Genomic DNA, 12876 nt, shown 5'->3' with positions numbered 1-12876 from the left:
CCCTTGCCAATGCCCAGATGCTTGCGCAGAGGAATTCCCGGCGCAAGCCATGACAATCCAAGGTGTCCACAGGATGACCGAGCAGACCCAGATCCCCGCCCGGCAGGTCGTGCTGCCCCCGATCGACGATCCGACCGTGCATGCCGAGATCGACCGCCTTGCCCGGCGCTACCTGCAGGCGGGCGGCGTGGCGATGGAGCTCATGGCCGCCGTCGGCGGCAAGGCCGAAGGGCTGATCGAGCGCCTGCCGGCGTCGGTGCGCGGGCGCATGGACCGCATCACCCTGGCGGCGCTGAACCGTGCCTTCGACGCCGCCTCGCGCTCGCGCGGGGTAATGCGGGATCGCGGCGACCTGTTCAACCGCATGCTCTCGACCACCTCGGGCGCGGTCGGGGGACTGGCGGGGATCGGCGGGGCCATGCTGGAACTGCCGGTCACGGTGACGCTGCTTCTGCGCGCGATCATGGACATCGCCGGCGAACACGGCTTCGATCCCGTCTCGGACGAGGCGCGGCGCGAGGCGCTGCATGTCTTCGCCTCGGCGGGGCCGCTTTCGGATGATGACGGCACCGATCTCGGCCTGCTGGCGGCGCGCATGACCATCACCGGCCAGACCGTGCAGGCGCTGATCGCGCGGGTGGCGCCGCGGCTCTCGGCCTCGCTGGCGCAGAAGCTGGCGGCGCAGGCGGTGCCGCTGCTGGGGGCCCTGGCCGGGGCTTCGATCAATTACAGCTTCACCCGCTATTACCAGGAACTGGCCCGGGTGCATTTCGGCCTGCTGCGGCTGTCGCAGGAAACCGGCATCCCGCGCGAGGCGCTGGCCGAGGCGCTGGAGCTGCGCATGATCCAGCTGCGCCCGAACACGGCGGCGCGGAAACTGTCCCGGCGCGGCTAGGCCTCGGTTTCGGCGGCCAGTTCCAGGACCCCCGCCGGGGCTTCCAGATGCGCAATGTCCAAGGGGGCCGAGGGCCGGGCAAGGCGCGACTTCACCACCCAGTGCAGCCGCTCCTGCGCGCGGGTGATGGCGACATAGGCCAGCCGCTTCCACAGCGCCACCCCGGCCTCGCTGCGGCCCGACCAGGCGGCTGCGGCGATGTCGGGGGCAAAGACCTGCACGTCGGGCCACTGGCTGCCCTGCGCCTTGTGGATGGTCACCGCCGCGCCATGCAGGAAGGTGGCGCCCATGCGCGCGGCGAAGGGGATGAAGGGCTCCTCGACATCCGGCATCTCGATCTTGACGATGCTGGCGGCGGACAGCCGCGGCTCCTCGGCGCCGACGACATGCAGCCGCGAGAAGCCGGGCCTGCGCCCCGGCCCCAGATAGACCACTTGCGCGCCCTTGATCAGCCCGCGCGCCTCCAGGTCGATGCGCTTCTTGCGGTGCTTCAGCGGCAGTTCCAGCCCGTCGCAGATCAGGGGCTCGCCCGGCAGCAGCGCATCGCCCGGCGCGCCATAGGCGGAACGAAAGGCCTGGATCAGCTTGATGCGGGTGACGTTGCGCCAGACCAGCACCGGGCTTTGCGCCATCAGGTCGCTCTCGACCCGCTCGGCCCAGATCACCCGCGGGTCGCGGGCGGCGGCCTGGCGGATCATGCGCTCGAAGGCGTCGAATTCCAGCGCCGGATCGGCCAGCGCATGGGCAAGGTCCAGGATCGGGCTGTCGCCTTCCTGCCTGTGGATGCGGCTCAGCATCAGCCGCTGCGGGCCGGCCAGCCGGTCGAAGACCATCTCGCCCGATTGCCCGACCGGGGCCAGCTGCGCGGGGTCGCCGAACAGGATCAGGACCGGGAAGATCTCGCGCAGGTCCTCGAACTGGCGCTCGTCCAGCATCGAGGCCTCGTCGACCAGTCCGATGTCCAGCCCGTCCTCGCGCCGCTTCCAGCCGCGGATGAAATCCGAACCGCGCAACCCCGCCGCGGCCAGCGCCCCGGGGATCGAGGCATGCTGGTCGTAGAAGGCCTTGGCCCGGTCCAGCGCCGCCTCGGTCAGCCCTTCCATCAGCCCCTCGACGGAAGGCCGCTCGCCGGCGCCGGTCAGCCAGTCGGCGATGCGCTCGTATTCCGGATCATAGACCGGGGTATAGAGGATGCGGTGGATCGTCGTCGCCGGCACGCCGCGCATGCGCAGCACGAAGGCTGCCTTGTTGGTCGGGGCGAGGATGGCGACGGTGCGACGGTCCTTGCGCTTCTTGCCCTCGTAATCGCCCGAGACGATATCGACCCCGGCCGTCTTCAGCGCCCTGGTCAGTTCCGCCAGCAAGAGGGTCTTGCCCGAGCCGGCCTTGCCGATCACCGCCATGACCCGGCCCTTGCCGGGCTTCGGCGGCGCGATTTCCTCCGAGACCAGGTCGATGCCGGATTCTTCCAGCACGGCGGCAAGCGCGTCCCAGGCTTCGGCCTGATCGGGGGAAAGGGCGGGCAGGGTCATGCGCCCTTGTTATCCCGCGGCGCGAGGGGCGGAAAGGCCGTTCCGGCGGCCCCGCCGCGATTTGGGTATTTGAAGAACGAAGAAGGAGCCATCCCGGCCCGGTCTTCTCTGTTTCCCAAATACCCATGCAAGGCTGACGCGTTCAGGCCCGCTCGTCCTTGGGCGAGCCCATGACGACATGGGTGGTGATGGTGGCGATCTGCGGGAAGGCGCCCAGCACCTCGGTGTGGAAGCGGCGATAGGCGTCCAGGTCGCGCACCTCGACCCGCAGCAGGTATTCGACCGAGCCGGTAATGTTGTGGCATTCCCGCACCTGCGGCGCGGCAAGGCAGGCGCGCTCGAAGGCCTGCTGCGCCTCGTTGGAATGGCGGGCGAGGCCCACGGTGACATAGGCGGTGAAGCCTGCCGCGCGGGCGGCGGGGGCGATGATGGCGCGATAGCCCTGGATGGCGCCGCGCCGTTCCAGATCCTGCACCCGGCGCAGGCAGGCCGAGGGCGACAGCCCGACCTCGGCGGCAAGCTGCTGATTCGGCATGCGGCCGTTCCGGGCAAGGATGCGCAAGATCCGCGCGGATACCGGGTCTATATCGAAGTCTGATTGTCCCTTTTCTGCCATCGCTCGCAAATCAGGCCAGAAATTGCATGAACATGACAATATCATTGCGGGATCTTCAGGGAAATCCGCAATGTCGCACCAGATCCTTTTGGCGCTTGTCGCCTTCGCCTTCGTCACCTCGGTCACGCCCGGGCCCAACAACCTGATGCTGATGGCGTCCGGGGCGAATTTCGGCATTCGCCGCAGCGTTCCGCATCTGCTGGGCGTGGCGCTGGGTTTCGGCGCCATGGTGGCGCTCTTGGGGCTGGGCGTCGACCGGCTGGTCGCCGGCGCGCCGCGTCTGGCCGAGGCGCTGAAGTGGGTCAGCATGGCCTATGTTCTGTGGCTGGCCTGGAAGATCGCCCATGCCTCGGCCCCCGGGACCGAGGGTGTGGCGGCGCGGCCCATGGGCTTTCTGGCCGCCTGTGCCTTTCAATGGGTGAATCCCAAGGCCTGGATGATGGCGCTGGGGGCGCTTTCGGCCTATTCGGCCGGGGTGGGCGGCACGCTGGTGGTGGCGCTGGTCTTTACCCTGGTGAACCTGCCCTCGGTCGCGCTTTGGACGGCGATGGGGCAGGGGCTGCGCGGCGTCCTGTCCCAGCCGGCGCGGCTGCGGCTGTTCAACCGGGTCATGGCGCTGTTGCTGGTCGGCTCGATGCTGCCGGTCGTCACCGGGCACTGACCGCGATCAGCGCGGCGACGCCCAGCACGATCAGGGCCATGCCGGCCAGTTGCCGCGGGCGGATGCCCTCGCGGAACACCCGGCCCGAGACGAGCTGCGCCATCACCACCTCGACCAGCGCCAGGGTGCGGACATTGGCCGCTGCGGTCAGCGCGAAGCCCAGGAACCAGAACAGCGAGGCCAGCGCCCCGAGCGCGCCGGCGCCCAGCGAGCCGCGCCAGTGCCGGGCTATGCCGGCCAGCGCCGGGCGGTCCAGCGCGCCCAGCCAGGCCAGCATGATCGCGCTTTGCAGGGCCAGGCTGAGGACCAGCACGGTCGCCGCGCGAACCGGTTCCGCGCCGAAGGGCAGGGCGAGGATCGCGCCGCGAAAGCCGATGGCCGAGAGGCCGAACAGCGCCCCGGCCGCGATGCCCAGACCCGCCGCGCGCCAGCCGCCGCGCCGCCAGTCCGCGCCCGACATCAGCACCACGCCCAGCGTCGCCGCGGCGATCGCCGCCATGCGCGTCGGGCCCAGCGGCTCGGCCAGGATCAGGGTGCCGATCAGCGCCAGCGTCACCGGTTCGGTCTTGATCAGCGCCGTGGTGACGCCGAAGCCGCGGCTTTCCATCGTCAGCAGCATCAGCGCGGTGGCCGCGATCTGCGATGCCGCCCCCAGCGCCGCCCAGCCCAGCACCGTGGCGTCGGGCAGGGGCACCGGCACCAGCGCCGCCATCCCCGCCAGCACCAGCACCGCGAAGGGCAGGCCGAAGAGGAAGCGCACGGCGGTCGCGCCCATGGTGCCCAACTCGGCGGTCAGCCGCCGCTGCGCCGCATTGCGCCCGGTCTGGGCCGCGGCGGCGATCAGCGTGGCGAGGATCCAGCTCAAGCCCCGACCCCGCCCATCAGCCCCGGATCGCCTCCAGCATCCGCGTGACGTTTTCGGGATCGGCCTCGGGGGTGATGCCATGGCCGAGGTTGAAGATATGCGGGCCCTGCGAGAAGGCCCGCACGATCCGGCGCGTTTCGGAGACGAGTTCCTCGCCGCCGCTGACCAGCAGGCGCGGGTCCAGATTGCCCTGCACGCAGCCGTCCTTCTGCACCTCGGCCGCCGCCCAGTCGGCGCTGACCGAATTGTCCAGCGCCACGCAATCGGCGCCGGTGGCGCGGGCGAAGCCGGCATAGCGCGGCCCGGCCTCGCGCGGGAAGGCGATCACCGGGATGCCGGGGTGGCGGGCCTTCAGCGCGGCGATGATCCGGCGCGCGGGCTCGACGGCGAAATCGTCGAAGTCCCGCCCCTTGAGCGAGCCGGCCCAACTGTCGAACAGCTTCACCACCTCGGCCCCCGCCTCGATCTGGGCCGAGAGATAGTCGATTGTCGCTTCGGTGATCCGGTCGATCAGCGCGGCGAAGGCGGCGCGGTCCTCGGCCTTGAAGCCGTGGGCCGGGGCCTGGTCGGGGGTGCCGCGGCCGGCCACCATGTATGTGGCGACGGTCCAGGGCGCGCCGGCAAAGCCGATCAGCGTGGTTTCCCGCGGCAGCTCGCGCGCCAGGATGCGGACGGTTTCATAGACCGGCGCCAGCGTCTCGTGGATCGCCTCGGCGGGTTTCAGCGCCGCGACCCCGGCGGCGCTGGTGACGGTGGAAAGCCGCGGCCCCTCGCCGGTGACGAACCACAGGTCGAGCCCCAGCGCCTGCGGCAGCAGCAGGATGTCGGCGAAGAGAATCGCCGCGTCGAAGCCGTAGCGGCGGATCGGCTGCAGCGTCACCTCGGCCGCCAGGTCCGGCGTGTAGCACAGCGACAAAAAGTCGCCGGCCTGGGCGCGGGTGGCGCGGTATTCCGGCAGGTAGCGGCCGGCCTGGCGCATCATCCAGACGGGCGGAACGGGCAAACGCTCGCCCTTCAGCGCGCGCAGGATGGTTTTTTCGGACATGGTTCACCTCTTGCGGCCCTTCATGGCGCGCACGGCCCCGTTGTCAAGGCCGAGGGGGGGCGCTAAGCCCTTTGCCATGACCCAGATGCCCGACCCCCAGAACCCCATCCGCATCGGCACCCGTGGCTCGGCCCTGGCGCTGGCCCAAGCGCACGAGACCCGCGACCGGCTGATGGCCGCGCATGGCCTTGCGGCCGATGCCTTCCAGATCGTGGTGATCAAGACCACCGGCGACCGGGTGCTGGACCGGCCGCTGAAAGAGATCGGCGGCAAGGGCCTGTTCACCCGCGAGATCGAGGATGCGCTGCTGGCGCAGGACATCGACATCGCCGTGCATTCGATGAAGGACATGCCGACGATCCAGCCCGAGGGCCTGCTGATCGATTGCTATCTGCCGCGCGAGGATGTGCGCGACGCCTTCGTCAGCGCGCAATTCGCGGCGATTTCCCAGCTGCCGCAAGGCGCTGTCGTCGGTTCCTCAAGCCTGCGGCGGCGGGCGCAGCTGGCGGCGCGGCGGCCGGATCTGAAGCTCGTCGAGTTTCGGGGAAACGTCCAGACACGATTGAAAAAGCTGGAAGATGGAGTCGCGGTAGCGACCTTTCTGGCCATGGCCGGGCTGACGCGGCTGGGCATGCTGCATGTCGCGCGCGGCGCGGTCGATCCGGACGAGATGCTGCCCGCCGTGGCGCAGGGCTGCATCGGGGTCGAGCGGCGCGCCGATGACGCGCGCATCGCGGCGCTGTTGGCGGCAATCTCGGACCGGGACAGCGCGCTGCGGGTGACGGCCGAGCGCGCCTTCCTCGCCCGGCTCGACGGTTCCTGCCAGACGCCCATCGCCGGGCTGGCGGAACTGCAGGGCGACCGGCTTCGGCTGCGCGGCGAGATCCTGCGCCCCGACGGCAGCGAGGTGATCGCGGGTGAGCGTATCGGTCCGGCCTCGGACGGCGCTGCCATGGGCACCGACCTGGCCGAGGAATTGCGCGGCCGGGCGCCGGCCGATTTCTTCGACTGGTCCTAGGCCAGCAGCAGCGCCGCAAGGCCCAGGCCCAGCAGCGCCATGGCGCGGCGATAAAGCCGCAGCCCGGCCATGAGGTCGCGCGCCTGCGGGTCTCGGGCATTTCCGTTCAGCCAGGGCTCGGGCGTCTCGATGCCGTGATAGCGGCGCGGGCCGGACAGGCGCACGTCCAGCGCCCCGGCCATGGCGGCCTCGGGCCAGCCGGCATTGGGCGAGCGGTGGCGGCGGGCGTCGCGCCGGATCACCCCTGCCGCGCGTCCCCCGGCAGGCGGCGCGGCCAGCAGGAACAGCAGCGCCGTCAGCCGCGAGGCCGGCAGGTTCACCAGGTCGTCCAGCCGTGCCGCCACCCGCCCGAACAGCGCATGGCGCGGGTTCATGTGGCCGATCATCGAATCGAGCGTGTTGATGGCCTTGTAGGCCGCGATTCCCGGCAGGCCCGCGACCGCCGCCCAGAGCAGGGGCGCGACCACGCCGTCGGACGTGTTCTCGGCCAGGCTTTCCAGCGCGGCGCGGGCGATGGGCGCCGGCCGGTCGTCCAGGTCGCGGCCGACGATCATCGCCACCGCCGCTTTCGCCGCCGGGACATCCCCCCCGGCCAAGGGCCGCGCCACCGCGGCGACATGGTCGTGCAGCGAGCGGATGGCGACCAGCGGCCAGGCCAGCACGCCCAGCAGGACGGGGCCCAAGGGCAGCGGCGCCAGCGCCCGGGTCAGCAGCAGCGCCGGGAGCAGCGCCGCGCCGACCGTCACCCCCACCGCCAGCGCGCCGCGGGCGATGCGATGCCCGCCCCGGTTCCAGCGGGCGTCCAGCGCCGAGATCAGCCGCCCGATCCAGACCACCGGATGCGAGACGCGGCGATAAAGCGCCTCGGGCCAGCCGATCAGCGCATCGACCAGCAGCGCCACCAGCGCAATGGTCAGCGTGTCCTGCGACAGGATCATGGCGCGACCTTGGGCGCGACCCGGTTGACGGCCTCGACCGCCCAGCCGGCGGGGCTGCGCGACAGGACGGTCAGCGACAGCGGCGCCACGGAAAAGGACAGCGCCGCCGGCCCGACCGCCAGCGCCAGCGCCGCCCGCACTGTGCCGGCATGGGCGACGATGGCCACCGTGCCGCGCGCCCGGTCCAGGAGCGGCTGCACCCGCGCCGCCATGTCGAGGAAGCTTTCGCCGCCGGGTGGGCGCTGACGTGCCAATTGCTCGGGCGGCAGCGGGCCGAGGTCGGGGATGATCGCGCCGGGCTCTTCCCAGGCGCCGAAATCCTGCTCCCACAAGGCGGGTTGCCATTCCGGGGCCAGCCCCAGGGCCGCGCAGGTCTGGCGGCAGCGCAGGGCGGGGCTGGACCAATGCGTCCCGGCCCCATCCAGCGCCGCGCGCGCCCAGTCGAGCGCCGCGCCGTCGCTGCAATCCGCCTCGACATCGCGGCGCCCCGCAAGCCCCGGCCGGGCCAGCGGGGCGTGGCGCAGGATCAGCAGCCGCGCGGCGGCATCGGGAAGCGGGCTCATCGGGCATCCTTGCGGCTAGGCGCGGCAGGAATGGCGCGCGGCCGCAGGCTTGTCAACGCGGCCCCCGCAGGCGCAGGATCGCCCTGAACCGCCGAGAACAGGCTTGACGCAGGCCCCGGCTTGGCGGCATAAACCAGTTAAATGAACACTCGTTCAATAAATGGAGGAGATGGCCGATGTTCACCGCGGGAATGCAGTTCGACCTGGGCGAGGACGTGAACGCCCTGCGCGACACCGTCCATCGCTGGGCGCAGGAGCGGGTGAAGCCCATCGCGGCCGAGGTGGATCGCAGCAACGCCTTTCCGAACGAGCTGTGGCGCGAGATGGGCGATCTGGGCCTTCTGGGCATCACCGTGCCCGAGGAATTCGGCGGCAGCGGCATGGGCTATCTGGCGCATGTGATCGCCACCGAAGAGATCGCCCGCGCCTCGGCCTCGGTCAGCCTGTCCTATGGCGCGCATTCCAACCTGTGCGTGAACCAGATCAAGCTGAACGGCACTGACGAGCAGCGGGCGAAATACCTGCCGGACCTGTGCAGCGGCAAGGCGGTCGGCGCGCTGGCCATGTCCGAGGAAGGCGCGGGCAGCGACGTGGTCGGCATGAAGCTGCGGGCCGAAAAGAAGAACGACCGCTATGTGCTGAACGGCAGCAAATACTGGATCACCAACGCGCCCGACGCCCATACGCTGGTGGTCTATGCCAAGACAGACCCCGAGGCCGGCAGCAAGGGCATCACCGCCTTCATCGTTGAGCGCGGCATGAAGGGCTTCTCGACCAGCCCGCATTTCGACAAGCTCGGCATGCGCGGCTCGAACACCGGCGAGCTGATCTTTCAGGATTGCGAGGTGCCCTTCGAGAACGTGCTGGGAGAGGAGGGCAAGGGCGTGCGGGTGCTGATGTCCGGCCTCGATTACGAGCGGCTGGTGCTGTCGGGCATCGGCACCGGCATCATGGCCGCCTGCCTCGACGAGGTGATGCCCTATGTCAAGGAACGCAAGCAGTTCGGCCAGCCGATCGGTTCGTTCCAGCTGATGCAGGGCAAGATCGCCGACATGTATGTCGCGCTGAACACGGCGCGGGCCTATGTCTACGAGGTGGCGAAAGCCTGCGACGCCGGCAAGGTCACGCGACAGGATGCGGCGGGCGCGGTGCTTTACGCCAGCGAACAGGCCATGGTGCAGGCGCATCAGGCCGTGCAGGCGCTGGGCGGTGCCGGCTTCCTCAACGATTCTGTGGTCAGCCGGCTGTTCCGCGACGCCAAGCTGATGGAGATCGGCGCCGGAACTTCGGAAATCCGCCGCATGTTGATCGGGCGTCAACTGATGGAGATCGCCTGATGCGCCTGCTTGTCCTTTTCCTTCTGCTGGCCGCCGGCCCGGTGCTGGCCCAGGATGGCCCGCGATACGATACCGATGGTTTCGCGAAATGCATCGCGGATGCGGAAGCCGATGCCAGCGCCGCGCCGGGGCTGCGAAGCTGCATTGGCGAGGCCTCGACGCAATGCATGGCGACGCCGGGCGGCGAGACCACCGTGGGCATGGTGGAATGCCTTGGCCATGAGGCGAAGGATTGGGACAAGCTGCTGAACGGCTATTACGAGCGGGCGCTGAAAGCCGCCAAGGCGGCGGATGCGGATCTGGCCGAACTCGGCTCGGCCGCCGAGCCCGCTGCCCCGGCCCTGCAGCAGGCGCAGCGCCACTGGATCGCCTTCCGCGATTCCTCGTGCCGCTATGAGAGCCTGCGCTATCAGGGCGGGACGTTGGGCGGTCCGGCGGCGCAGGATTGCGTGCTGCGCCTGACGGCCGAACAGGCCCTGCGCCTGCGCGACATCGCGGAGGGGATGGAATGAAGCGCCTGGCCGGATGCGCCCTGGCCCTGCTGCTGGCGGCGCCATGCTTCGCCGGCGATGCCTCGGGCTTCGACCCCGCCGCCATCGACCGATGCCTTGGCGCTGCCTCGACCCAGGGCGCCCGCGCCGATTGCGCCGGGACCGGCATGGAAGCCTGTCTCGACTATGCGCGCGGCAAATATACCGGCGACGACCCGGATTTCCCGATGGCCAACTGTCTCGACGCCTCGCATCAGGCTTGGGAGGCGAAGCTGACCGGGGTCTACGAGGCGGCGCTGAAGACGCAGGGGGAGAAGGGCGCCGATCCGCAGGAGAGCCTGCGCCAGGCCGAGCGCAGCTGGCTGCAGTTCCGCGAGGACCTGTGCAACCAGGCCCGGGACGCGGCGGCCGAGGGCAAGGGCGATCTGGCCCGCACCCGCTGCATCCGGGACGAGACCGCCCGGCAGGTCGCGCTGCTCATGGCGCTGGGATCCGCCGAATGAGCCGGTCCCCGGAGCAGGGGCGCCCCGTCGCGGAACGCCCCGGTGGCGGCCTAGAACTTCATCACATAGCTGATACCGGCGACGACCGGATCGACCTCGACCTCGCCGATCTTGGCGCCGTTCAGCTCGACATCGGCATTGATGTCGATCCAGCGCAGGTCGGCGCGGATCGCCGCCCGGTCGTTGATCCAGTAATCGGCACCGGCATGGGCGGCCAGGCCCCAGCTGTTCTTGACCCGCAGGTCGGAACCGGCCAGCGGCCCCCTGGCGTCGCCGTCCCAGAAGCCGGTGAAGTTCACGCCCAGGCCAACGAAGGGCTTGAATTGCGGCGTCGCGTCGAAATGGTATTGCAGCGAGACGACCGGCGGCAGGTGCTTCACCGTGCCGATCTCGGTGCCGTTCGACCGGATCGAGTGCTTGAAGGGCAGGGCGCCCAGCACCTCGATGCCGATATTGTCGCGGATGAAATATTCGAAGGTGATGCTGGGACGGGTGCTGTCGCCGATGCTGGTCGGATAGGCGCCGCCGGCGAGGTCGCCGTTGTCGGATTTGGGATTCACATGCGCGATCCCGAAGCCAAGCGTCCATTCCCCTTGCGATTGCGCCAGCGCGGGCGAGGCCAGCGCGGCGAGCGCCGCGGCGAGGGCAAGCTTCTGTCTCATGGCGATCCTCTCTTCTTGTCGCATGCCCGCTCATGCCGCCCCGGGCGCGGATGCGGCGTTGATCTGGATCAAGAATTTCCCGCCCGGGCCCTGCCTGCGTCAAACTGGCGCAAGGCCCCGGCGCCCCGACCGAAAGGATGACGCGATGAAACTCGGCACCTCGGCCCTGCCGTCTTCGGAGGCCTTCCGCGCCAATCGCGCGGCGCATCTCGCCATGCTGGACACCGTGCGCGAGGCGGCGCTGGCCGCCGCAGCCGGGGGCGGCGCCCGGGCCGTCGAGCGTCATGTGGCGCGCGGCAAGATGCCGCCGCGCGAACGGGTGGCGAACCTGCTCGATCCCGGCTCGCCCTTCCTGGAGATCGGCGCCACGGCGGCGCATGGCATGTATGACGGCGCCGCGCCCTGTGCGGGCGTGATCGCCGGCATCGGCCGGGTGCATGGGCAAGAGGTGATGGTGGTGGCCAACGACGCCACGGTCAAGGGCGGCACCTATTACCCGATGACGGTGAAAAAGCACCTGCGCGCGCAGGAGATCGCCGAGGAATGCCAGCTGCCCTGCGTCTACCTGGTCGATTCCGGTGGCGCCAACCTGCCCAACCAGGACGAGGTCTTTCCCGACCGCGACCATTTCGGCCGCATCTTCTACAACCAGGCGCGGATGTCGGCCAAGGGCATCGCGCAGATCGCCGTGGTCATGGGCAGCTGCACGGCGGGCGGCGCCTATGTCCCGGCCATGTCCGACGTGACGATCATCGTCCGCAACCAGGGCACGATCTTCCTCGCCGGCCCGCCCTTGGTCCGGGCCGCGACGGGCGAGGTGGTCTCGGCCGAGGACCTGGGCGGCGGCGACGTGCACACCCGGCTTTCGGGCGTGGCCGACTACCTGGCCGAGGACGACGCCCATGCCCTCGCCCTCGCCCGCCGCGCCATCGGAAACCTCAACCGCAGCCTGCCCGCGACCGTGCAATGGCAATCCCCCGAGCCCCCGGCCCATGACCCCGAGGAGATCCTGGGCGTCGTCCCCGCCGACCTGAAGATCCCCTATGACATCCGCGAGGTGATCGGGCGCGTCGTGGACGGCTCGCGCTTCGACGAGTTCAAGGCCCGTTTCGGCGAGACGCTGGTGACGGGTTTCGCCCATCTGGAAGGCTGCCCCATCGGCATCGTCGCCAATAACGGCGTGATCTTCTCGGAAGCCGCGCAGAAGGGCGCGCATTTCATCGAACTCTGCTCGATGCGGGGGATTCCGCTGGTCTTCCTGCAGAACGTCACCGGCTTCATGGTCGGGCGCAAATACGAGAACGAGGGCATCGCCCGGCACGGCGCCAAGATGGTGACGGCGGTCGCCACCACCAGCGTGCCCAAGATCACCATGCTGGTCGGCGGCAGCTTCGGCGCCGGCAATTACGGCATGGCCGGCCGCGCCTACGGGCCGCGCTTCCTCTGGACCTGGCCCAATTCGCGCATCTCGGTGATGGGCGGCGAACAGGCGGCGGGCGTGCTCGCCACCGTGCGCCGCGAGGGGATCGAGCGCCAGGGCGGCAGCTGGTCGCCCGAGGAAGAGGCCGAGTTCAAGCGCCCCACCATCGAGATGTTCGAGCGCCAGTCGCACCCGCTCTATGCCTCGGCGCGGCTCTGGGACGACGGCATCATCGACCCGCGCAAGACCCGCGACATCCTCGCCCTCAGCCTGCGCGCCAGCCTCAACGCCCCGATCGAGCCGACCCGCTTCGGCATCTTCCGGATGTGA

At 70.1% G+C, this 12876-nt stretch carries 14 protein-coding genes; 7 read left to right on the top strand and 7 right to left on the bottom strand.

Going from position 1 to position 12876, the window contains the following annotated elements:
- The first annotated feature begins 73 nt into the window (after positions 1-73).
- Complete coding sequence (locus LOS78_RS05435) at positions 74-895, top strand: EcsC family protein (protein WP_230375990.1); 822 nt, start codon at positions 74-76, stop codon at positions 893-895.
- Here the strand turns inward: LOS78_RS05435 and LOS78_RS05430 are convergent.
- On the bottom strand, positions 892-2427 hold the full coding sequence (locus tag LOS78_RS05430; RefSeq protein WP_230375989.1) for an ATP-dependent RecD-like DNA helicase: 1536 nt from the start codon (positions 2425-2427) through the stop codon (positions 892-894). The two genes, LOS78_RS05435 and LOS78_RS05430, sit on opposite strands and share 4 nt — an antisense overlap.
- Positions 2428-2569: 142 nt before the next feature.
- Complete coding sequence (locus tag LOS78_RS05425) at positions 2570-3043, bottom strand: Lrp/AsnC family transcriptional regulator (protein ID WP_051416112.1); 474 nt, start codon at positions 3041-3043, stop codon at positions 2570-2572.
- A 70-nt stretch (positions 3044-3113) separates the two neighbouring features.
- Here LOS78_RS05425 and LOS78_RS05420 point away from each other — a divergent pair, with 70 nt between their 5' ends.
- Positions 3114-3704 (top strand): LysE family translocator, encoded by a 591-nt coding sequence (locus LOS78_RS05420; RefSeq protein ID WP_230375985.1) that lies wholly within the window; start codon positions 3114-3116, stop codon positions 3702-3704.
- Here LOS78_RS05420 and LOS78_RS05415 read toward each other — a convergent pair.
- Positions 3691-4569: an EamA family transporter gene (locus LOS78_RS05415; RefSeq protein WP_230375983.1), complete on the bottom strand. Its 879-nt coding sequence runs from the start codon at positions 4567-4569 to the stop codon at positions 3691-3693. The two genes, LOS78_RS05420 and LOS78_RS05415, sit on opposite strands and share 14 nt — an antisense overlap.
- A gap of 16 nt (positions 4570-4585) precedes the next feature.
- Entirely contained in the window at positions 4586-5614 is a 1029-nt protein-coding gene (gene hemE, locus LOS78_RS05410; RefSeq protein ID WP_230375982.1) for a uroporphyrinogen decarboxylase, read from the bottom strand.
- A 76-nt stretch (positions 5615-5690) separates the two neighbouring features.
- Between hemE and hemC the strand changes: the two genes are divergently transcribed.
- The gene (gene hemC, locus LOS78_RS05405; protein WP_230375980.1) at positions 5691-6632 is read left to right on the top strand and encodes a hydroxymethylbilane synthase; all 942 of its coding nucleotides are present in this window, start codon (positions 5691-5693) and stop codon (positions 6630-6632) included.
- Here hemC and cbiB read toward each other — a convergent pair.
- Together cbiB and LOS78_RS05395 are read right to left on the bottom strand one after the other, a co-directional pair.
- Positions 6629-7570, bottom strand: a complete 942-nt coding sequence (cbiB, locus tag LOS78_RS05400) for an adenosylcobinamide-phosphate synthase CbiB (RefSeq protein ID WP_230375978.1) — start codon at positions 7568-7570, stop codon at positions 6629-6631. The genes hemC and cbiB overlap by 4 nt on opposite strands.
- Complete coding sequence (locus LOS78_RS05395) at positions 7567-8133, bottom strand: histidine phosphatase family protein (RefSeq protein ID WP_230375977.1); 567 nt, start codon at positions 8131-8133, stop codon at positions 7567-7569. Before LOS78_RS05395 ends, cbiB begins: the two co-directional genes overlap by 4 nt.
- Before the next feature lie 176 nt (positions 8134-8309).
- Here LOS78_RS05395 and LOS78_RS05390 point away from each other — a divergent pair, with 176 nt between their 5' ends.
- From LOS78_RS05390 to LOS78_RS05380, 3 genes are read left to right on the top strand one after another with little or no spacing between them, the layout of a single operon-like run.
- On the top strand, positions 8310-9470 hold the full coding sequence (locus LOS78_RS05390) for an isovaleryl-CoA dehydrogenase (RefSeq protein WP_028716461.1): 1161 nt from the start codon (positions 8310-8312) through the stop codon (positions 9468-9470).
- Positions 9470-9982, top strand: coding sequence for a lysozyme inhibitor LprI family protein (locus LOS78_RS05385; protein WP_028711333.1), 513 nt, complete (start codon positions 9470-9472; stop codon positions 9980-9982). Before LOS78_RS05390 ends, LOS78_RS05385 begins: the two co-directional genes overlap by 1 nt.
- Positions 9979-10464 (top strand): lysozyme inhibitor LprI family protein, encoded by a 486-nt coding sequence (locus LOS78_RS05380; RefSeq protein WP_230375974.1) that lies wholly within the window; start codon positions 9979-9981, stop codon positions 10462-10464. The genes LOS78_RS05385 and LOS78_RS05380 overlap by 4 nt, the downstream gene beginning before the upstream one ends.
- Positions 10465-10514: 50 nt before the next feature.
- Here the strand turns inward: LOS78_RS05380 and LOS78_RS05375 are convergent, their stop codons facing one another.
- Positions 10515-11126, bottom strand: coding sequence for an OmpW family protein (locus LOS78_RS05375; RefSeq protein WP_084637748.1), 612 nt, complete (start codon positions 11124-11126; stop codon positions 10515-10517).
- Positions 11127-11271: 145 nt separating this feature from the next.
- Between LOS78_RS05375 and LOS78_RS05370 the strand changes: the two genes are divergently transcribed.
- Positions 11272-12876: a carboxyl transferase domain-containing protein gene (locus LOS78_RS05370; RefSeq protein WP_230375972.1), complete on the top strand. Its 1605-nt coding sequence runs from the start codon at positions 11272-11274 to the stop codon at positions 12874-12876.

Source organism: Paracoccus sp. MA, from assembly GCF_020990385.1.
Taxonomy (GTDB): domain Bacteria; phylum Pseudomonadota; class Alphaproteobacteria; order Rhodobacterales; family Rhodobacteraceae; genus Paracoccus.
The sequence above is the reverse complement of the archived record's forward strand: the minus strand, read 5'-3'. Positions and strand labels throughout refer to the sequence as shown.